The 19,671-nt window shown below is 76.1% G+C and carries 19 protein-coding genes and 2 pseudogenes; 8 read left to right on the top strand and 13 right to left on the bottom strand.

Features of this window, described 5'->3' with window-relative positions; all coding sequences use genetic code 11:
• Positions 1-89 precede the first annotated feature (89 nt).
• The 3 genes from OO48_RS15195 to OO48_RS15185 all read right to left on the bottom strand — a co-directional run bounded on the left by OO48_RS15195 (position 90) and on the right by OO48_RS15185 (position 2,986).
• Positions 90-1,280, bottom strand: a complete 1,191-nt coding sequence (locus OO48_RS15195; protein ID WP_033216330.1) for a lytic polysaccharide monooxygenase — start codon at positions 1,278-1,280, stop codon at positions 90-92.
• A gap of 528 nt (positions 1,281-1,808) precedes the next feature.
• Positions 1,809-2,441 (bottom strand): hypothetical protein, encoded by a 633-nt coding sequence (locus tag OO48_RS15190; RefSeq protein ID WP_051732155.1) that lies wholly within the window; start codon positions 2,439-2,441, stop codon positions 1,809-1,811.
• A complete protein-coding gene (locus OO48_RS15185; protein WP_033216418.1) occupies positions 2,438-2,986 on the bottom strand; it encodes an RNA polymerase sigma factor in 549 nt (182 codons plus the stop codon). Before OO48_RS15185 ends, OO48_RS15190 begins: the two co-directional genes overlap by 4 nt.
• A 388-nt stretch (positions 2,987-3,374) precedes the next feature.
• Between OO48_RS15185 and OO48_RS15180 the strand changes: the two genes are divergently transcribed.
• Positions 3,375-4,199: an SAM-dependent methyltransferase gene (locus OO48_RS15180; protein ID WP_033216329.1), complete on the top strand. Its 825-nt coding sequence runs from the start codon at positions 3,375-3,377 to the stop codon at positions 4,197-4,199.
• A gap of 67 nt (positions 4,200-4,266) precedes the next feature.
• Here the strand turns inward: OO48_RS15180 and OO48_RS15175 are convergent, their stop codons facing one another.
• Together OO48_RS15175 and OO48_RS15170 are read right to left on the bottom strand one after the other, a co-directional pair.
• Entirely contained in the window at positions 4,267-4,779 is a 513-nt protein-coding gene (locus OO48_RS15175; RefSeq protein ID WP_033216328.1) for a hypothetical protein, read from the bottom strand.
• 252 nt (positions 4,780-5,031) lie between these two features.
• Positions 5,032-5,247: a hypothetical protein gene (locus OO48_RS15170; RefSeq protein ID WP_033216326.1), complete on the bottom strand. Its 216-nt coding sequence runs from the start codon at positions 5,245-5,247 to the stop codon at positions 5,032-5,034.
• A 511-nt stretch (positions 5,248-5,758) separates the two neighbouring features.
• On the opposite strand from OO48_RS15170, the gene OO48_RS15165 reads away from it, so the two are divergent.
• Complete coding sequence (locus OO48_RS15165) at positions 5,759-6,478, top strand: carbohydrate-binding module family 20 domain-containing protein (RefSeq protein ID WP_033216324.1); 720 nt, start codon at positions 5,759-5,761, stop codon at positions 6,476-6,478.
• Between the two features lie 86 nt (positions 6,479-6,564).
• On the opposite strand, the gene OO48_RS15160 is transcribed toward OO48_RS15165, so the two are convergent.
• Entirely contained in the window at positions 6,565-7,116 is a 552-nt protein-coding gene (locus OO48_RS15160) for an EF-hand domain-containing protein (protein ID WP_033216322.1), read from the bottom strand.
• Between the two features lie 68 nt (positions 7,117-7,184).
• Positions 7,185-9,497: a molybdopterin-dependent oxidoreductase gene (locus OO48_RS15155; RefSeq protein WP_033216320.1), complete on the bottom strand. Its 2,313-nt coding sequence runs from the start codon at positions 9,495-9,497 to the stop codon at positions 7,185-7,187.
• A 191-nt stretch (positions 9,498-9,688) separates the two neighbouring features.
• On the opposite strand from OO48_RS15155, the gene OO48_RS15150 reads away from it, so the two are divergent.
• Positions 9,689-10,744 (top strand): NAD-dependent epimerase/dehydratase family protein, encoded by a 1,056-nt coding sequence (locus tag OO48_RS15150; protein ID WP_033216318.1) that lies wholly within the window; start codon positions 9,689-9,691, stop codon positions 10,742-10,744.
• A gap of 117 nt (positions 10,745-10,861) precedes the next feature.
• On the opposite strand, the gene OO48_RS15145 is transcribed toward OO48_RS15150, so the two are convergent.
• Positions 10,862-12,028, bottom strand: a complete 1,167-nt coding sequence (locus OO48_RS15145; protein ID WP_033216316.1) for a sensor histidine kinase — start codon at positions 12,026-12,028, stop codon at positions 10,862-10,864.
• The gene (locus OO48_RS15140) at positions 12,025-12,777 is read right to left on the bottom strand and encodes a response regulator transcription factor (RefSeq protein ID WP_063830679.1); all 753 of its coding nucleotides are present in this window, start codon (positions 12,775-12,777) and stop codon (positions 12,025-12,027) included. The genes OO48_RS15145 and OO48_RS15140 overlap by 4 nt, the downstream gene beginning before the upstream one ends.
• A 181-nt stretch (positions 12,778-12,958) precedes the next feature.
• Here OO48_RS15140 and OO48_RS39830 point away from each other — a divergent pair.
• From OO48_RS39830 to OO48_RS15130, 3 genes and pseudogenes are all read left to right on the top strand, one after another.
• A pseudogene (locus OO48_RS39830) lies at positions 12,959-13,615 on the top strand (glycosyltransferase family 2 protein); the annotation flags it as partial.
• Positions 13,589-14,269, top strand: a complete 681-nt coding sequence (locus OO48_RS39825; RefSeq protein WP_425338543.1) for a TIGR04282 family arsenosugar biosynthesis glycosyltransferase — start codon at positions 13,589-13,591, stop codon at positions 14,267-14,269. The pseudogene OO48_RS39830 and the gene OO48_RS39825, both read left to right, overlap by 27 nt.
• A 56-nt stretch (positions 14,270-14,325) precedes the next feature.
• Positions 14,326-15,024: a methyltransferase domain-containing protein gene (locus tag OO48_RS15130; protein ID WP_051732153.1), complete on the top strand. Its 699-nt coding sequence runs from the start codon at positions 14,326-14,328 to the stop codon at positions 15,022-15,024.
• A 7-nt stretch (positions 15,025-15,031) separates the two neighbouring features.
• On the opposite strand, the gene OO48_RS15125 is transcribed toward OO48_RS15130, so the two are convergent.
• From OO48_RS15125 to OO48_RS15115, 3 genes are read right to left on the bottom strand one after another with little or no spacing between them, the layout of a single operon-like run.
• Positions 15,032-15,637, bottom strand: a complete 606-nt coding sequence (locus tag OO48_RS15125; RefSeq protein ID WP_033216314.1) for a cytochrome b/b6 domain-containing protein — start codon at positions 15,635-15,637, stop codon at positions 15,032-15,034.
• Entirely contained in the window at positions 15,621-16,373 is a 753-nt protein-coding gene (locus tag OO48_RS15120) for a molybdopterin-dependent oxidoreductase (protein WP_033216413.1), read from the bottom strand. Before OO48_RS15120 ends, OO48_RS15125 begins: the two co-directional genes overlap by 17 nt.
• Before the next feature lie 52 nt (positions 16,374-16,425).
• Positions 16,426-17,763, bottom strand: coding sequence for an MptA/MptB family glycosyltransferase (locus tag OO48_RS15115; protein WP_051732152.1), 1,338 nt, complete (start codon positions 17,761-17,763; stop codon positions 16,426-16,428).
• A 197-nt stretch (positions 17,764-17,960) separates the two neighbouring features.
• On the opposite strand from OO48_RS15115, the gene OO48_RS15110 reads away from it, so the two are divergent.
• Together OO48_RS15110 and OO48_RS15105 are read left to right on the top strand one after the other, a co-directional pair.
• Positions 17,961-19,136, top strand: coding sequence for a molybdopterin-dependent oxidoreductase (locus OO48_RS15110; RefSeq protein ID WP_081952146.1), 1,176 nt, complete (start codon positions 17,961-17,963; stop codon positions 19,134-19,136).
• Between the two features lies 1 nt (position 19,137).
• Positions 19,138-19,545: a hypothetical protein gene (locus OO48_RS15105; protein ID WP_033216312.1), complete on the top strand. Its 408-nt coding sequence runs from the start codon at positions 19,138-19,140 to the stop codon at positions 19,543-19,545.
• Here the strand turns inward: OO48_RS15105 and OO48_RS39820 are convergent.
• Positions 19,517-19,671, bottom strand: a pseudogene (locus tag OO48_RS39820) (5'-methylthioadenosine phosphorylase); the annotation flags it as partial. The gene OO48_RS15105 and the pseudogene OO48_RS39820 sit on opposite strands and share 29 nt — an antisense overlap.

The raw sequence follows: 19,671 nt of genomic DNA, 5'->3' as shown, positions 1-19,671 counted from the left end.
TTGCGTCGTCGGTTCCGTCTGTGGGTCGTGCGGGCCCCGGGTCCGGGCCCGCCGCGGTTCGCGACGGGCCCGGACCCGGGGCGCGGGGGTCACGCGGCGGTGCAGGAGATGGAGCCGGTCGGGAAGTTGTTGCCGGTGGAGTTGGCGACGAAGCCGAACGTGGTGCTGGAGTTCGCGCCGATGGTGCCGTTGTAGGCCGCGTTCTTCACCGTCACGTCACTGCCGGAGGCGGTCAGCACCCCGCTCCACACACTGGCGATCGTGGTGCCGGAGCCCGTCCGCCAGCTCAGCGTCCAGGAGTTGATCGGCGTCGAGTTGTGGTTCATCACCTCGACCGACGCCTGGAACCCGCCGCTCCAGGAGCCAACCACGCTGTACGTCGCCATGCAGCCGCTGCCCGGCATCGTCGTACCGCTGGACGAGGGCGACGGCGAGGGCGAGGACGACGGGCTCGGGCTCGCGGACGGGCTCGCGGACGGCGACGCGCTCGGGCTCGGGCTCGCGCTCTGGCTGGGGCTGGGGCTGGGGCTCGGGCTGGAGCCCGGGCTCGGAGAGGACGAGGAGGCCGGCAGGTGGATGCCGGTCACCTCGCCCTTGCCACCGTCGAAGACCACGTCCGAGCAGGAGAAGAAGTTCTCCTGGCTGTCCGAACGCACCCACTGGATGAACATCACGGCGTCCCCGCTGCGCCCCGACGGGAGCGTCAGGTTCCAGTAGTAGTGGCCGCCGTCCGCCCCGGGGCTGCCCACCTGCGCCGGGTTGGCGACGGTGGTGAGCAGGCTCAGGTCGGCCCAGGCCAGCGGGGTGGTCGGGGACCACCCCTGCTTGGTCAGGTAGATCCGGAACTCCCCCGGGTGCGCGGCCCAGTTGGAGTAGTCGACCTCGATGCCGGCCCCGGAGGTCAGGTGCGTCTTGGGCCAGTCGTTCCGGGCCGCGTTGTAGGCCGAGAAGTCGTACGGGGACTTGTTGCCGGCACTGCACAGCGTCCCGTCCGGAACGTAGCCCTGGCCGCGCCCGCCCGCGTTGGAGTCCAGCACCGCGAACCAGTTGTAGAGCGGCGTCGTCCCGCTCTGCGCGACGGCCGCCTTGCAGGCCGGGTTGGTCGGCGTCAGCGCGCCGTTCCCGGTGATCGCGTCCTGGTAGCACAGGTACGTGCGCGAACCCGGCACCATCGCCACACCGTGCGCGTGCGCCGGGGACAGCCCCAGCAGCAGCGCGCAGATCGTCACGGCCGCGGTCGCGAGGGCCGCGGCGATCGTCGAGGTCTTGCGTCGAGACATGAAACTTTCACCACCTCGGTGGAAGGGACCCGCCCGAACGTCCCGGCCGGGCAGGCCGTCTGACTGGGGAAAAGCCATGCTCATGCCATGAGCGGAGGGATTTCTGGGAGCGCTCCCAAGCCCCAAAGTAACGACCTGTCAAGCCCCTGTAAACGAACCCCCCGCCAGCCCCGCCCGACCGCCGCGGCACGGGCTCCCGCCCGCGGGCTCCGGGGCAGGCTCTGGACCCCCCGGAAGCAGCTCGCGCACGGCGTTCCGGGGCCGGGAGTGGGAGCGGGGGCGGGGGTGGGGGTGGGAACGACGCGCCCCCGGATGCGATCCTCGATCCGGACGGCGCCTGCTTCCGGTTCAAGATCGCGGCAGCGCCGGAGGCGGCCCGCCCCCACGGCTTCCTCGAATCCTCTGGACGGCCGGTCGACGGGCCGGTTCGACCTCCGGCAGCACCCGCATCCGGTACCGCGCACCCGGGCACCCGGTACCGACCGCACCGGATCTCCCGGCGGCGGCCGCGCGTTCGGCGGCCCGGGTTCAGCGCCCTTCGGCCGCGGCGGCCTTCAGGTGGCACACGACGTCCGGGCTCCAGTGCGGGACCTCCGGCCAGTCGCCGCGGTCGTCGTCCGCCGGCAGGGACTTGAGCACCGCCGCCATCCGGGCGGGCAGCCGGGGCGCCAGCCCCTGCCGGCAGCGGGCGAGTATGTCGGCGCGCACGCTGCGCGGCACCAGGGGCCGGTCGGACGACGGCATCCGCCACTGCGGCTGCGGCTGGCGGGCCAGCCCCTCCGCCTGGAACCGCCAGAACTGCGCGTCCCGCGGCTCGCCCCGCGACTGGTGCCAGAACCACAGGCACGACGCCGCGAGGTGGCTGCCGCCGCCGGCCGCGAACTCCCACCAGAAGCGCGCGCCCTCCTCGTAGTCGGCCAGGTTCAGCAGCACCCCCAGCACCAGCGCCCCCTCGGGCCGCTCCACGTCGCTGTCCACCAGCTTGGCCAGCGTCGTGGCGGACGCCGGGTTCGCCAGGATCAGCGAGCACAGCAGCGCCAGTTCGTGGCGGGCCTGGCGGTGCGCCAGCCGCAGCGGCGCGGGCGCCGCCTCCCGGTTGCGCTCCAGCACCACCTTCGCCGGCGCCCCCACCGACCACACCGCGGCGAACGTCCCGGTCATGCGCCCTCCCGTCCCAGTTTCTCCCGGAGCCGGTTCCTGGCGTGGCGGGCGTTGGAACGCACCGTCGCCATCGTCGACCCCAGGTAGTCCGCCACCGTCTCCTCCGGCAGGTCCAGCGCGTAGTGCAGGACGACGACGTCCTGCTGGCGTTCGGGCAGTGCCAGGATCGCGGCGTAGATCCCGCTCGCGTCCTCCGCGATCCTCATCGTCAGCCGCATGCGGTGCGCGGCCGCCCGGATCGCCAGGCGCCACTGCTCCTGCGGCTCGCCCGCGCCCCCGTTCGCCTCGGCCGCCGCCACCGCCGCCGCGATCTCGACCTTCAGCACCTTCCACGCCTCGGCCGCCGGCACCGGCTCCCGCAACAGCATCTGCCACTCGCCGCGCAGCCAGTGGCGCAGGGCGCCGACCACCGCACGCGACTGTTCCTCGGACAACCGCCGCGCCCGCGCCGCCGCGAGCCAAGCCCGCTGGTGCGTCTCGCAGAACGCGTCGAAGGTCAGCTGGTCACGCCGCTGCCCCACCACCAACCCGAGATCCGGGTCCACCGTACGTCCCTTCCGGCGGGAGCACGCCTCCCGCGCCGACCGATCCCGGCCCGCGCCCCCGAACCGCATGCCGATGCTCCGTCGAGGAGGACTGACGTCCCCTCGTATTTATATTGGAGCGCATTCGAGCCCCTCCGATGAAAACGGAATCCCACGAACGCTCTTCGATCAAGAAGCGTTACCCAGAAGACAGTTGACGGCACGTCCGAACAGCTCCGGACGGCCCGCGCCGGCCGGGCGCGCGGGCTCCGGCGCACGCCGCCGAACCGGTTGCCCGCCGCCTCCGCAGGGCATGATCTGATGAGTTCCGCGCCAGGGGTGCGCCACCGCCCGCGCCACCCCCGGCCCGACACGGCCGACGAAGGACTCAGCGACCAGGGGGGACGCGATGCCCGACGGCACCGCCCAGCAGGCAGCGCAGCACGGGATCAACCTCGACATCCACCGGGCCCACTCGGCCCGCATGTACGACTACTACCTCGGCGGCGTGACCAACTTCCCCGCCGACCGCGAAGCCGCCGGCCGCGCCCTGGACGCCTTCCCGAACGCCCGGATCGCCGCGCACGCCAACCGCGGCTTCATGCACCGCTCCACCCGCGCGATCGCCGCGCTCGGCATCGACCAGTTCCTCGACGTCGGCACCGGCATCCCCACCTCGCCGAACCTCCACGAGATCGCGCAGCAGGTCAACCCCGCCGTGCGGGCCGTCTACGCCGACAACGACCCCATCGTCCTCACCCACGCCGAGGCCCTGCTCGACAGCACCCCCGAGGGCCGCACCGCCTACGTCCAGGGCGACGTCCGCGACCCCGGCACCATCCTGGACGCCGCCGCCGAGACGCTCGACCTCGACCGCCCCGTCGCGCTCAGCATGAACGCGCTGCTGCACTTCATCGCCGACCGCCCCGGCCACGGCGCCGCCGACATCGTCGCCGCCTTCACCGCCCGCCTCGCCCCCGGCAGCTACCTCGCCATAAGCCACTTCACCCCCGACTTCGAACCCGAGGCTACCGCCCGCCTCGTCCACGTCTACCGCAGCTCCGGCACCGAAGCCCAGGCCCGCACCCACGCCGAGCTCGCCGCCCTCTTCCACGGCTGGCACCTCCTGGACCCCGGCATCGTCTCCACCCCCCGCTGGCGCCCCGACCCGGGCACCCCCGCCATCACCGACGAACAGGCCTCCTGCTACGCCGCCGTCGCCAGACTCCGCTGACCCGCCCGACACCTCCAGTCTGACCGCGCCCCGGCCTCCCCGTGCAGCGGCGCCGGCACCGCCGTGGTCACGGCCGGTCGGTCAGCACCCCGGCGGCCCGCAGCCGGAGCTCCTCCAGCAGCCGGGCCTGCCGGTCGGCCCGGTCGGCGAGCTCGTCGAGCCGGGCCCGGTCGACCCGGGAGTCGCCGCCGAAGCGCTCGGCCAGGACGGCCCAGAGCTGCCGCTTACCCAGCACCCCGAGCCGAAGGGCCTCCAGCTCGACCAGATCGGTCAGCGGGGAGCGGCGCAGCAGAGCACCGTTCGGCTTGAGCAGGCCCGCCAGCTCGCCGATCCGCCCCAGCCAGGCGTAGGGGCGCCGCTCGGGGACGCCGAGCTCCCGCATCACCCGGCGCAGCGACGCCAGGTCGCAGGCGATGTCGGCGGCCAACTGCCGCAGCAGCCGCCGCTCCTCCGGATCGGAGCGGGCGGCGGAACTGGCATCGGCGAACCGGCGGGCCCGCCGGGTGCCGGCTTCGGCGCCGGCGAGGTGGTCGTTCAGGTAGACGGTGAGCATGTGGTGCCGGGTGGGCGTTGCGGCCATGGCGGCTCCTCCTCTCGCGTCGGGCGCCCGGTCGGGCGCGGGTCGGACGGGTTGTCGGGGAGGCGTCCCCGGGCCGCGGCTCCGCCCCGACGGGGCGGACGCGGGGGCCGGGCGGCGGGGACGGTCGCCGCCCCGCCGCTCCGCCCCGCCGTGAAAACCTCCTGGTGGGGCGGCTGCCCGCTCGGCCGCGAGACATGCCCGTCCGATCGTCCCGGTCGGCCGGGGCGGTCAGTCGGGCGGTCAGTCGGGCGGTCAGTCGGGCGGTTCGTCCTCGGCCTGCGCCTCGGTGGTCTCCGCGGCCGGGCGGTCCCGCCCGGGGGCGGGGGCGTCGGCCGGAGCCCCGGTCCGGGCCCCGGTCGGGGGCCGGTCCTCCCGGTCCTGGTCGGCGATCGGGGTGATGTCGGGTGCCCGCGCCCCCTCGGGGGGAGGCAGGTCGGGTGTCTTGGGTGTCCGATCGGGTTCGGTCACGGCGCTCTCCTTCCGGTCCCCGCGCGGATGCCCGGCACGGCGCGGTCCACGCCTGCTCGGCCGGACCTGGCGCCACGGACGATCAACTGGAAAGTATTGCTGAAACTTTCAAGTGGCTACAGGGTCTAGCAAACCGGATATTCTCCGCAAATCTCGGCATCCGGCGCACGCTCGGCGCGGTCCACCCCTCCGGACTCCCCCTCTCACCCTCTTGAACATGAAAAGTTTTGCGCCATCTTGCAGAGCGCCTTTCATGACATCCGCATGCCCTCCGTCTGACGGCCGGGTAACGCCGCCGCCACTAGGGCCGCCCGCCGCCCCGGCGACCAGCACGCAACGCCATGCGTTCACCTCTTGAATTCAAAACTCGGTGTCGCCCCTTCGAATGACCTGAAAGTGACAGGAGTCAGCGACAGAAAGCGGCCTTCCCGGCCCACTCCGTTGATTTTGTGTTGTGATCAAGCGGCGCTGACACCGTGTCAGCTCCCATGACGAAGAGACGGGAAGAGCCATGACGACCGCACCGCCCCGCACCGCAGCCAGCGCCTGGCGTCCGATCCTGCTGGTGGCCGCGCTGCTGGCCTGCCTGTTCGGCGCCGTCGCGCCCGCGGGCGCCGCCACCGCCGAGGCGACCATCCCGGTCACGGTCACCGCCGCGACCAAGCCCGGCGACACCGTCCTGATCAGCGGGAACACCGCCGAGCTGGGCAACTGGAACCCGGCCGCCGCCGTCCCGCTGCACACCACCGCCCAGACGTACCCGGCCTGGAGCGGCTACATCCAGATCATCGAAGGCAGCACCGCCCAGTACAAGTTCCTGATCCGCAGCAGCACCGGCGCCGTGACCTGGGAGAGCGTCCCCAACCGCACGGTCACCCACTCGACCACCGTGCCCGTCGCGATCAACGACCGCTGGAACGTCGGCAGCGGCGCCCCGGTGACCGCGGTCTTCCGCGCCACCGCCACCACCGCCTACGGGCAGAACCTCTACCTGGCGGGCAACCTCGCCGAACTCGGCGGCTGGGACCCGGCGAAGGCCGTCCCGCTGAGCACCGACGGCGCCCACTACCCGCTCTGGACCGCCGGCCTGCAGCTGCCGCCCAACACCCCGATCGAGTACAAGTACCTCATCAAGAACCCCGACGGCACCGTGGTCTGGGAGAACGGCGGCAACCGCACCGCCGTCACCCCGGCCACCGGCACCTTCACCACCAACGACACCTGGCGCTGACGGAGGACCCGCGAAGGCCGCCGGGCACCGCACGCGCCCGGCGGCCCCGCGCCGCCCGCCCCCGCCCGCCGACGGCCCCGCCCGCGTCAGCCGTGGATCCGGCCGAACAGGTGGTTGGCGGGGGCGCCGGGGTCGTCGCCGTAGAAGAACTCGGTGACCGCCCGGTGGAACTCGGCGCGGTCCAGGGCGCCGGAGCCGTCGAGGTCCAGGGCGGCGAAGACCGCGGCGCAGTCCTCGCCGGGAACGCCCGCGACCGCGTCGAACATCAGCTGGAACTCGGCCCGGTCGATCCTGCCGTCCCCGTCGAGGTCGACCAGGTCGAAGAAGCACTCGGTCACCGGCGCGACCTGCTGCGGGTACAGGGCGGGGTCGGCCAGGACGCGCCGGAACCCCTCGGTCATCTCCCGCAGGTCGACCCGCCCGTCGCCGTCCTGGTCCATCGGGGCGATCACGTTCGCCCAGAACCCGTCCATCCGCTCGGTGAGCAGCCGGGCGGTCGCGGAGTCGGGGGCGGCGCCGCGGGCGGCGATGTAGCGCTCGCTCATCATCCGGACGTCCCGCTGGGTGATGAACCCGTCGCCGTCGACGTCGGCGCCCCTGAACCACTGGCCGTACTTGAGGTCTCGAAGTGCAGTCACGGTTGCGCACCGTACCCATCCGGTCACGCAGGGGCAAACGGGTGGGCCGGGGGCGCCGGGCGCTCGGATCAGCGTTCGAGCGCCGGTGGGGCAAAGGCGAGCACATCGGGCAGCGGGTCGCCATGGGGTTCGACCTCGACCAGTGCGCTGAGGGCGCTCGGCCCCTGGGACAGGCGCGAGCACGGCCGGTCCGCGGTGAGGGAGTTCGGGTTGCCGTGGCGGTCCAGGGTGCCGCCCGCCCCCGGCCGCACCGGGTCCCACCAGGCTCCGGTGGAGAGCTGCACGACGCCCGGCATGACGTCCTCCGACAGGACCGCGCCGGCGAGGCAGCTGCCGCGGTCGTTGAAGACCCGCACGACCGTGCCGTCCTCGATGCCGCGCGCCGCGGCGTCCGCCGGGTTGAGCGTCACGGGCTCGCGGCCGTGGATCTTCGAGGCGAGGCTCCGGCCGCCGTTGTCGTACTGGCTGTGCAGTCGGGAGGCGGGCTGGTTGGAGACCAGGTGCAGCGGGAAGCGGTCCGCCAGGTCGCCGCCGAGCCACTCGGCCGGCTCGTACCAGGCCGGGTGCCCGGCGCAGTCGTCGTAGCCGAACGAGTCGATCTCCGCGGAGAAGACCTCGATCCGGCCCGAGGGCGTCGCCAGCGGGAAGCGCCGCGGGTCCGCGCGGAGCGCCGCGAAGCTGCCGGGGAACGGCCCCGTCAGCGCGGGCAGTTCGACGCCGGAGCGGCGCCAGAACTCGTCGAAGTCCGGCAGCGCGGCGGCCTCGCCGAGGGCGGCCCTGGTCTGCTCGTAGAGGTGCCGGACCCATTCGGTCTCGGAGCGCGACTCGGTGAACTCCCGCTCGTACCCGAGCCGGGCGGCCAGGGCGGCGAAGATCCGGTGGTCGGTGCGCGACTCCCCCGCCGGTTCGCGGACCTTCGGCATCGGGGTGAGGTGCGGGTCGGAGAACCCGGCGGCGAAGTCGTCGCGCTCCAGGCCGGTGGCCACGGGCAGGACGACGTCCGCGAACTTGGCCGTGGTGTTCCACCAGGCCTCGTGGACCACCACCGTGTCGGGGGCCTGCCAGGCCCGGGCCAGCCGGTGCAGGTCCTGGTGGTGGTGGAACGGGTTCCCGCCGCACCAGTAGACCAGGCGGAGTTCGGGCAGGGTCAGGCGCCGTCCGTCGTAGTCGATGGTCCGGCCCGGGTGCAGCAGGGTGTCGGCGATCCGGGCGACCGGGATGAAGTCCGCCACGGGGTTGGGCACTTGGGGGAAGGACGCCACGGCGGGGCGTCCCGGGGCGACGCCGGTCGCGTCCATCGTCGCGTAGCCCGCGCCCCAGCCGCAGCCCGGCCGTCCCATCGAGCCCGCCATCGCGGCCAGCACCACGGACATCCAGATCGGCTGTTCGCCGTGGTCCGCCCGCTGCACCGCGTAGTTGACCATGACGAGGGAGCGCCGCTCGGTGAGGCGGCGGGCGAGGCCGGTGAGCGCGTCCCGGTCGATGCCGGTGATCCGCGCGGCCCAGGCGGCGTCCTTGGGGACGCCGTCGGCCCCGCCGAGCAGGTAGTCGGCGAAGCGGTCGAACCCGGTGCAGCACCGGCGCAGGAAGTCCTCGTCGTGCCAGCCGTTGACCAGCATGGTGTGCGCGATGCCGAGCATCGCGGCGGTGTCGGTGTTGGGGACGACGGGCAGCCACTCGGCGTCGAGGAAGTCGGCGGTGTCGCTGCGGATCGGGCTGACGTTCACGAACCGCACCCCGGCCTCGCGGCACCGGCGCTGCAGGTCCCGCGTCCGGTGCCTGGCCAGGCCGCCGGGGTTGATCTGGCTGTTCTTGAGGGCCAACCCGCCGAACGCCACCACGAGTTCGCAGCCCTCGGCGATCTCGTCCCACATCGGCATCCGGGACTGGTAGCTCCACGGGTGCCCGCCGATCACGTGCGGCAGGACGACCTCCAGGGCCGCGGTGCTGTACGTGTTGCGGGAGTCGGTGTAGCCGCCGCCCAGTGCCAGGAACCGCTGCAACTGCCCCTGCGCGTTGTGGAAGCCGCCCGCGCTCGCCCAGCCGTAGGACCCGCCGAACACCGCGCCGTCCCCGTGCCGCGCCCGCACCCGCAGCAGTTCGTCGCCCACCAGCGCGATCGCGTCGTCCCAGCTCACCTCCACGAAGGCGTCCGCGCCCCGGGCCCGGTCCCCCACCCTCGGCAGCCCGTCCAGCCACCCCTTGCGCACGGCGGGGCGCAGCACCCGGGCGCCGTCCTCGGCGGCCCGCACCATGCCGGGCCCGATGGGCGAGGGAGCGGGGTCGTCGTCCCTCGGTTCGATCCGCACCAGGCGGCCGGAGTCGACCACCGCGGTGAAACTGCCCCAGTGCGTCGCGACCGGCACGCGTCGTTCCACCATGCGTCAACCTCGTTCCCCGGGACGGCTGTTCGACTTCGTGCGCCACTCGTCGCGCCGCCGCGTACGAGTCTCCCCACCCCGGCGCTCCGCCATGCGGGGCCGCGCCGGTGCGCACCCGGTTCCTTACCGGTCGGTGACGCCGCCGTCCGGTTGCCGGGTTCCGGGCGAGCGGGTGGGTAGCGTCGGCCGGCATGAGGATCCTGGTGACGGGCGGGGCCGGTTTCATCGGCTCGGCGGTGGTCGGCGCGCTGCTCGCGGACGGCCACGAGGTGCGGGTGCTGGACGCGCTGCTGCCGGCGGTGCACCCCTCGGGGGTGCCGTCCGCGGTGCCGGAGGGCGCGGAGTTCCGGCACGGGGACGTGCGGGACGCCGAGGCGGTGGAGGCCGCCCTGGACGGGGTGTCGGCGGTCTGCCACCAGGCGGCGATGGTCGGGCTGGGCGTGGACCTGGACGACGCCCCCGCGTACGCCGGGTGCAACGACCTGGGCACCGCCGTGCTGCTGTCGGCGATGGCCCGGCACGGGGTGCGGGAACTGGTGCTGGCCGGATCGATGGTGGTGTACGGCGAGGGCGCGTACCGCTGCGGGGCGCACGGGCCGGTCGCGCCCGAGCCGCGCCGGGCGGCGGACCTGGACGCGGGACGCTTCGAACCGCCGTGCCCGGTGTGCGGCGAGCCGCTGCTGCCCGGGCTGGTGGCGGAGGACGCCCCGCCCGACCCGCGCAACGTGTACGCGGCGACCAAGCTGGCCCAGGAGCACCTGGCGTCCGCCTGGGCCCGGGCGTGCGGCGGCCGGGTCCTGACGCTGCGCTACCACAACGTGTACGGGCCGGGCATGCCCCGGAACACCCCGTACGCGGGGGTGGCCTCGCTGTTCCGCTCGGCGCTGGCGCGCGGCGAGGCCCCCCGGGTGTTCGAGGACGGCGGCCAGCGCCGCGACTTCGTGCACGTCGCGGACGTGGCCTCGGCCAACGCGGCGGCCCTGACCGCGCTGGCCGACCGCCCGGCGGGCAGCGCGCGGGCGTACAACGTGGGCAGCGGGGAGGTCCGCACCGTGGGCGACATGGCGCGGGTGCTGGCGGCGGCCCACGGCGGCCCGGCACCGGTGGTGACGGGCGAGTACCGGCTCGGCGACGTCCGGCACGTGACCGCCGACTCCGGGCGGCTGCGCGCGGAACTCGGCTGGCGGCCCGGGACGGCGTTCGAGACCGGGATGGCCGAGTTCGCGGTGGCACCGCAACGCGCCTGACGGCCGGCCGGAGCGGGGCGAGCGGGCCGCCGGGAGACCTGCGGACCGAACGGGCCGGGGCGGACCCCCACCGCCGATCCCCCCGCCCATCTCCGGCCCCCCGCGCGCAGCGGGTCGTCAGGCCCGGCGGGACGCCGGGAGGGTGATCTCGAAGCAGCAGCCGCCGTCGACGTTGTGGACGCGGGCGCGGCCGGCGTGGGCCTCGACGATGCCGCGGACGATGGCGAGGCCGAGGCCGGCTCCGCTGTCGGCGGTGTCGGGGGCTCCGGGGGCTCCGGGGCCTTCGGGGCAGGTGGGGCGGGGGGTGCGGGCGGGGGTGCCGCGCCAGCCGGTCTCGAAGACCCGGGGCAGGTCGGGTTCGGGGATGCCGCCGCAGCCGTCGGTGACGGCGAGCACGACGGCGTCGGCCTCCCGGCGGGTGGAGACGGCGACGACGCCGTCGGGCGGGGTGGCGCGGATCGCGTTGACCAGCAGGTTGCCGATCACCCGGGTGATCTCCCGGGGGTCGGCCTCGACGGGGGCGGGCTCGACGCGGCGCCCCTCCAGGCGCACGCCGCGCTGCCGGGCCAGCGGGTGGGCGCCGGCCAGCGCGTCGTCGACCAGGTCGTGCAGGGAGACCCGGGAGACGGTGAGGGAGAGCGCGCCGGCCTGGATCCGGGAGAGTTCGAACAGGTCGTCGACCATGCCGGTGAGCCGCTCCACCTCGGTGCGGATCCGGGCGAGGTAGCGCTCGGGCTGTTCGGCGACGCCGTCCTCCAGGGCCTCGGCCATCGCGCGCAGGCCGGCCAGCGGGGTGCGCAGGTCGTGCGAGATCCAGGCGATGAGTTCGCGCCGGGAGGCGTCCAGGGCCCGTTCGCGGTCCCTGGACTCGGCCAGCCTGGCGCTGGTGGCCGCGAGTTCGGCGCTGACCGCGGCGAGTTCCCGGCCGAGCGGCCGGTCCGGCGGGGTGAACCCGGCGTCCCCGCCGACGGTGCGGGCGGCCACGGCCAGCGCCCGGCCGCCCGCGGTGACCTGGCGGCCCAGCAGCGCGGCGGTGAGCAGCGCGACCACCGAGGCCATCGCCAGGACGGTGACGACCACGCCGAGGTCGTGGCGGGAGAGGAACATCGCCTGGGCGACGGCGAGCGTCCCGGAGGTGACGGCGAGGACGCTGACCCCCGCGACGGCGAACAGGGTGAGCGCCAGCGAGCGGCGGCGCAGCAGCCGCAGCGCGGCCAGGCCGAGCAGCCCGGCGGCGGCGGCGCCGAGCGCGGCGAACAGGGCGATCAGCAGCAGGTCCTTCACGCCGCACCGTCCCGCGCCGGGGCGGCCGGGTCGTAGCGGTAGCCGACGCCCCAGACGGTGCTGATCAGTTCGGGCGCGCCGGGGTCGTCCTCGATCTTCTCGCGCAGCCGGCGGACGTGGACGGTGACGGTCGACAGGTCGCCGAAGTCCCACCCCCACACGCGTTGCATCAGCTCCTGCCGGGAGAACACCGTCCCGGGGTGCCGGAGGAGGAACGCGAGGAGGTCGAACTCGCGGCTGGTGAGCGCCAGTTCGCGGTCGGCGCGGTGGGCCCGGCGGGCCCGCGGGTCGAGGGCGAGGTCGCCGGAGCGCAGCGGCCGCTCCGGGGCCGCCGACGCGGCGGTGCGGGCGCGGCGCAGGATCGACTGGACGCGCAGGACGAGTTCGCGCGGGCTGAACGGCTTGGTGACGTAGTCGTCCGCACCGAGTTCGAGGCCCAGCACGCGGTCGGCCTCGTCGCCCTTGGCGGTGAGCAGCACCACCGGCAGGTCGGACCGGTCGGGGCGGGCGCGCAGGCGGCGCAGCACCTCGAGGCCGTCGAGGCCGGGCAGCATCAGGTCGAGGACGAGCAGGTCGGGGCGGTGGCGTTCGGCCAGGTCGAGGCCGCGCTGCCCGTCCTCGGCCCGGTCGACCAGGTGGCCGGCCCGGGTGAGGTAGCCGGCCACGACCTCGCCGACGGTCGGGTCGTCGTCGACGACCAGGATGCGGGCGGGCGCCGGCGGCTCGGCCGGGGCGGGGCTGTGGTTCACCCGCCCGAGGATACGAGCGCGGGGCCGTCGGCGGCTCCGGTCCGGGCCCGCGTTCGGGTTCCGTAAGATCCGCGGCCCGGGCGGGTGCGCCGTACGACTTCCGTAAGGGCGCGGCTCGGCCGGGGCGGGGCCGGGCGTGGTTAGCGTGGCGGTCGTGACTCCTCCTCTTCTCCCGTCCTCGGTGGACGTGGTGCTGCCCTGCCTGGACGAGGCGCGGGCGCTGCCCTGGGTGCTGGGCCGGGTGCCGGCCGGCTGGCGGGCGATCGTGGTCGACAACGGTTCGCGGGACGGCTCGGCGGAGCTGGCCGCCGCGCTGGGCGCGACGGTGGTCGCGGAGCCGCGCCGGGGGTTCGGCGCGGCCTGCCACGCCGGGCTGCTGGCCGCCGACGCCGAACTGGTGTGCTTCCTGGACTGCGACGGGTCGCTGGACCCGGCGCAACTGCCCCGGGTGGTGGGACCGGTGGCGGCGGGCACGGCCGACCTGGTGCTGGGACGGCGGCGGCCGGTCTCGTTCGGGGCGTGGCCGCCGCACGCCCGGCTGGCGAACCTGGTGCTGGCCCGGCGGCTGCGCGCGCTGACCGGCGCCGCCCTGCACGACCTGGGGCCGATGCGGGCGGCGCGCCGGGAGCGGCTGCTGGCCCTCGGGCTGGGCGACCGGCGCTCGGGCTACCCGCTGGAGACGGTGCTGTCGGCGGCGGCGGCCGGCATGCGGATCGCCGAGGTGCCGGTCGACTACCGGCCCCGGGCGGGCCGCTCGAAGGTGACCGGGACGGTGCGCGGCACCCGGCAGGCGGTGCGCGACATGCGCGGGGTGCTCGCGGCCCCGCCGCCGACCCTGCTGGTGATCGCGAAGGCGCCGGTGCCGGGCCGGGTGAAGACCCGGCTGACCCCGGCGTTCACCCCCGGCCAGGCCGCCGGCCTGGCCGAGGCGGCCCTCGCCGACACCCTGGCCGCGCTCGCCCTGGTCCCGGCCGGCCGGCGCCTGCTGGTGCTGGACGGCGAGCCGGGCCGCTGGCTGCCGCCGGGCTGGGAGGTGGTGCCGCAGTGCGCGGGCGGCCTGGACCGCCGGATCGCCGCCGCCTTCGCCCACGCCGCCCGGCTCGCCCCGCGCGCCCCCGCGCTGCTGGTCGGCATGGACACCCCGCAGCTCGACCCGGCCGCCCTCGCCGCGCCGCTGTCCGCGGCCGAACGCCCGGGCGCCGACGCCTGGTTCGGCCCCGCCGAGGACGGCGGCTTCTGGGCGCTCGGCCTGGCCCGGCCGGAGGCCGGCCTCGCCGCCCGGCTGCTGCACGGCGTGCCGATGTCGACCGCCGGCACCGGCCGCCGCCTCCTGGACCGGCTGGCGTCGAACGGCCTGGCGGTCCGCGAGCTGCCGACGCTGCTGGACGTGGACGGACCGGAGGACGCCGCCCGGGTGGCCGCGCTGGCGCCCGGCAGCCGGTTCGCCGCCCGGCTGCGGGAGTTCGCGCCCGCGCCCGGCCCGGCCCGGTGAGCCGCCCCGCGCCGCGGCTCGACGCCCCCTCTCCGCCCCGCACGACAGGTGAGCCCGTGAACCTTCCCGCCGCCCTCCGCCCCCGCACCGGCACCCGCACGGGCACCGGCACCGGCGAGCCCTGGGTCGACGACCCGTTCGGGCGGGCGGTGCGGGCCGGGCGGGGCCCGCTGTGGCTGCGCCGGGCGGACGGTTCGCGGCTGGCGCTGGAGGTGGAGCGCTGGTGCGCTCCCGCCGCCGGGGCCGACCACGGGCTGGTGCTGCGCTGCCTGGGCCTGCCCGCGCCGGTGCTGGACCTGGGCTGCGGCCCCGGGCGGCTGGTGGCGGCGCTGCTGGAGGCGGGCGTGCCCGCGCTCGGGGTGGACGTCTGCGCGGCGTCGGTGGAGCGCACCGCGCACCTGGGCGGCCTCGCGCTGCGCCGTTCGGTGTTCGACCGGCTGCCCGCCGAGGGCCGCTGGGGCGGCGTGCTGCTGGCCGACGGCAACCTCGGCATCGGCGGCGACCCGGCCGCCCTGCTGGCCCGGGCGGGCGGGCTGCTCGCCCCGGGCGGCCTGCTGCTGGTGGAGACCGCGGCGCAGGAGGTCGACGAGGTGGCGGACGTCCGGGTGGAGGGACCGGACGGCGCCGGACCGCCGTTCCGCTGGGCGCGCTGCGGGCCCGCCGCGACGCTGCGGCACGCCCGGGCCGGCGGGCTGGAGCGGGCCGAGCGCTGGGTCTCGCACGGCCGCGCCTTCCTCGCCCTGCGCCGCGCCTGACGGGGCGTCAGTCCGGCTCGACCCACTGCGGGTGCTCGCGCCCGGCCCACTCGCGGTCGACGGTTCCGGTGCGCATGCCGCGCCGCGCCTCCGGGTCCAGGTACGCCATCCGCAGGTGGCCGAGCACCACCGCGGCGACGGCGAGCGCGAACCAGTCGTGGACGAAGGTCGCGCCGGTGCGCCACACGGCGGGCGCGAGGCCGGTGAACCACATCAGCAGGCCGGTGCCGAGCATCACCAGCATCGTGCCGAGCGTCCACTGCGCGTACAGCTTCTGCCCGGCGTTGAACTTCCCGGCCGGGCGCGGCCCGGGACGGCGGCGGCGCGCGGCGCGCAGCCAGGCGCGGTCGGCGGTGGTGAACCGGCCGAGGCGGGCGGCGTCGCGGCGCATCGCGCGGGTCGCGAGGGCGAGCAGCAGCGGGACGGGCAGCAGCAGGCCGCACCACTCGTGCAGTCCGGCCACCAGCCTCCGGCGGCCGACGAGTTGGGCCAGCGGCGGCAGGTAGAGGCAGGCGGCGGTGGCCAGGCAGGTGAGCATCAGCGCGGCGGTGGCGCGGTGGGCCCAGCGCTGGGCGGGCGCGAAGCGGGGGCGGCGGTCAGCCGGTGGGTTCATCGTCGCGTCCGTTCGACCGGCCGACCCAGGCGTCCACGTCGTAGCCGAGCCGTTCCCAGTAACCGGGGCGGACGGTGTCGGTGACGGTGATCGAGGACAGCCACTTGGCCGACTTGTAGAAGTACATGGGGGCGACGTACAGGCGCACCGGGCCGCCGTGGGCGTGGCCGATCGGCCGGTCCTGCATCCGCAGGGCCACCAGGACGTCGTCGCGGCGGGCCTGTTCCAGCGTCAGGCTCTCGGTGTAGGCGCCGTCGAAGCAGCCGAAGCTCACCGCGCGGCCCTCCGGCCGGACTCCGGCGGCGTCCAGCAGCGCGGACAGCGGGACGCCCTCGAACGGGGTGGCGGGCACCCGCCAGCCGGTGACGCACTGCACGTCGTGGACGAGGCGGCGCTGCGCGAGCGCCCGCAGGTCGGCCAGCCGCAGCGTGGCGGGCCGCTCCACCAGGCCGTCGACGGTGAGGGTGTAGTCGGCCTCCCCGCGTTCGGGCACGGAGGCGGTCACCGAGTAGTACCGGAACCCTCCCCCGCCGGGCAGCAGCCCGCTCAGCCCGGTCGGGTCGTTGCGCGCCACCGCGTCCTGGGCCCGTTGCAGCCACGGGCCGGTCGCCACCCCGGCGGCGCCGAGGCCGAGCAGCCCGAGCACCACCCGGCGGCCGACCGGGGCGCCGCGGGCGTCGCCGTCGTCGCTATCGCCGTCGTTGTCGTTGCCGTTGCCGTTGCCGTTGTCGTCCACGGGGTGATTCGACCAGTCGGAGCGCCCGTTGCCCAGGGGCACGGGGCCGCCGTCAGACTTCCGTCATCTGTGCGCGGGGTGCCCGGACCCGCCGGACGGCCCGCAGCACGATCACCAACAGAGCAGCTCCGTATGCGAGTTGCTGCACCCGGCCGCCGCCCGCCAGGTACAGCAGCTGCCCGGCAGCGGGCACCGCCAGCCACTCCCAGCGGCCGTCCAGCGCCACCAGCGCCACCACCAGCAACCCGTACCAGGGGTAGGCGGGCGCCGCCAGCAGCAGCGCGCCGCCCGTCACCAGCAGCGCGCCCCGCCACGGCCGGGCCGGGTCGCCGTGCCGCAGCACCCGCCACACCAGGACGGCGAGCACCGCGGCCCCGGCCCACGGCGCGAGCCGGTCGGGCAGCACCAGGCGCGGCAGCCCGAACCGCTCCGGACGGTCCTGCTGGTAGCCCTCCTCGCGCAGGTAGCCGGGCAGGTAGCCGAGCACCCCGGCCCCGGAGGCCGCCAGGTACGGCAGGTAGGAGAGGACGAACACCCCGGCGGCGGCTGCGAGCGGGCCCAGGTCGGCGCGGGTCGGGCGGCGGGACAGCACTCCGGACAGCGCGCCCGGCAGGGCCAGCGCGGGCAGCAGCTTCACCGCCGTCGCCGCGCCCAGCGCGGCGCCGCCCGCCGCGGACCGGCCGCGGGCCGCCCAGCCCAGGCCGGCCACCGTCAGCAGCGCGCCCAGGGCGTCGACGTGCGCGTCGTTGACCGCCCACACCGCGACGCCCGGGCACCAGGCCCACAGCGCGGCCCGCCGCCGCCCGCCCGTCACGGCCAGCAGCGCGCCGGTGGTCGCCACCGCCAGCACCGCCCCCGCCGCCTGGGCGACCCGCACGCCGTCGCCGAACGGGCGCTGGACGAGGAACCAGACCTGGGCCAGCGGCGGGTAGATCGTGTGCACGGCGGGCCGGTTGATCCGGGTGCAGGCCCCGTCGGCGGTGCGCCGCTCGTCCCATCCCGCGCAGCCGTCGCCGGCCGGGAAGCGGCCCGGGTCGCGCAGCCGGGCCAGCGCCGGGTCCTCGGGGGCGTGCGCGTACGGGGAGACGCCTGCCGCCTGCACCTTGCCGTCCCAGCCGTAGCGGTAGGCGTCGTCGCTGGTGCGGGGCGGGGCGAGCAGCCCGGCCGCGGCGACCAGCACGCCGCCGGCCAGCACCAGCCGGGCCACCTGCCGGTCCGGCACCCGGCGCAGCGCGAGCAGGGACAGGGCGAACAGGGCGGCGTCGGCGGTGTACCAGCCGTACAGCGGGAGGCGGTCGCCGAGGGTGCCGCCGGTGGTGAAGGTCAGCGCGAGGCAGCCGGCCAGCGCGGTGACGGCGAGGACGCAGGACGGGACGGGGCGTGCGGTCACCGGCCCACCCTCGCACCGGCGGGCGCCCGCGCGGCGGTGGCGCGGTGCGCCGTCCGGGTTCCGTAAGCAGTTCGCCCGGGCCGCGGCGCCGTTCGGATTCCGTAAGCACGTCGCAGCGCCGGTGCGGCGGCCGGGCGCGCTTCGATGGGCCCGTGGACCGCGACCCCTCCCCCGCCCGGCGGCGCTTCGACCCGCCACTGCCCGCCCCGCCCGCCGCGCTGCGGCGCGGCCCGTTCCGGCCGGGCGCCTTCCGCTCCCCCGCGCACGGGCCGCGCACCGCCGTGGTGCTCGGCCGGTGGCTGGGCGCGGCGCTGCTGCTGTGCTTCGCCACCGGGCTGATCAGCCACCTGCTCCAGGACCCGCCCGGGTGGCTGGCGCCGCACCTGCCGCCCCGCCCGGTGAACGGCTACCGGACCACCCAGGGCCTGCACGTGATCGCCGGGCTGGCCGCGGTCCCGCTGGCGGGCGCGAAGCTGTGGACGGTGTACCCGCGGCTGTTCGAGTGGCCGCCCGCGCGCGGCGTCCTGCACCTGCTGGAGCGGCTGTCGATCGCGCTGCTGGTCGCGGCGGTGCTGCTGGAGCTGTTCACCGGCCTGCTGAACACCCTGCAGTGGTACCCGTGGCCGTTCCCGTTCCGGCAGACCCACTACTGGACGGCGTGGACGGCCGTCGGCGCGCTGCTGGTCCACCTCGCCGTCAAGGCCCCGGTGATCGCCGCGCACTGGCGCCGCGCCGGGGCGGTGCCGCCGTCCGTCCCGCCGCCCGTCCCGCCGCCCGTCCCGCCGTCCGTCCCGCCGTCCGGGCGGCGGGCGGTGCTCGCGGCGACGGCGGCCGCCGTCGGGGCGGTCACCCTCACCACCGCGGGCCAGTCCGTGCCCTGGCTGCGCGCCCTGGACCTGTTCGCCCCGCGCCGCCCCGGCACCGGCGGGCTCCCCGTGAACCGCACCGCCGCGCAGGCCGGCACCACCGCCGTCCCCGCCGACTGGCGGCTGGCCGTCGACGGCCCGGCCGGCTACCTGATCGGCCTCGGCGGGCTGCGCGGCCTGCCGCAGACCACCGCCGACCTGCCGATCGCCTGCGTCGAGGGCTGGAGCGCGGACGCCCGGTGGACGGGCGTGCGCCTGTCCGACCTGCTGCGCCGGGCGGGGATCCCGGCCGGGTCGGCCGTGCGGATCACCTCGCTGGAGGCCGAAGGCCCCTACCGGGTCACCGAGATGCCCGCCCCGTACGCCGACGACCCGCTCACCCTGCTCGCCCTCGACCTGGACGGCCGTCCGCTGACGCCCGACCACGGCTTCCCGGCGCGGATCGTCGCGCCGAACCGGCCCGGGGTGCTGCAGACCAAGTGGGTCGCCCGGATCGAGGCGGTCTGAGGTGCGGATCCTGCGCGGTGCCCTGCTGCTCGGCGGCCTCGCCCTGCTCGCCTGCGGCCTGGTGGGCCTGCTGACCGACCCGTACGTCACCGGCCCGCTCGGCGTCCTGCTGTGGGCCGCCGGGCTGGTCGCGCTGCACGACGGGCTGTGGCTGCCGCTGGTGTGCGCGCTCGGCGCGGCCACGACCGGCCGGCCGGTGCTGCGCGGCTGGCTGGTGGTCGCGGCCGCCGTGGGCGCGGTGGCCGTCCCGGCGGTGCTGCGGGCCGGGGACGACCACGGCAACCCGACCCTGCTGCCGCTGCCCTACCTGCGCCACTGGCTGCTGTTCCTGGCCGTGACCGCCGCCGCGGCCGCGCTCGCCGCCCTCGTCCGGCGGAGCGTCAGGAAGGCACGCCCGCGAGGCCGGTGACGAGCCCGTCCAGGGCGTGCGAGCAGGTGCAGTCGCGGGTGGTGGGCAGCGCCTCCAGGGCCTTGAACAGGACGGTGCGCAGCCGGTCGACGTTGCGGGCGAAGACTTCGAGCACTTCGGCGTGGG

Source organism: Kitasatospora phosalacinea, assembly GCF_000716545.1.
GTDB lineage: Bacteria > Actinomycetota > Actinomycetes > Streptomycetales > Streptomycetaceae > Kitasatospora > Kitasatospora phosalacinea.
Note: the sequence above shows the minus strand (reverse complement) of the source record. Positions and strands in the feature narration are given on the sequence as shown.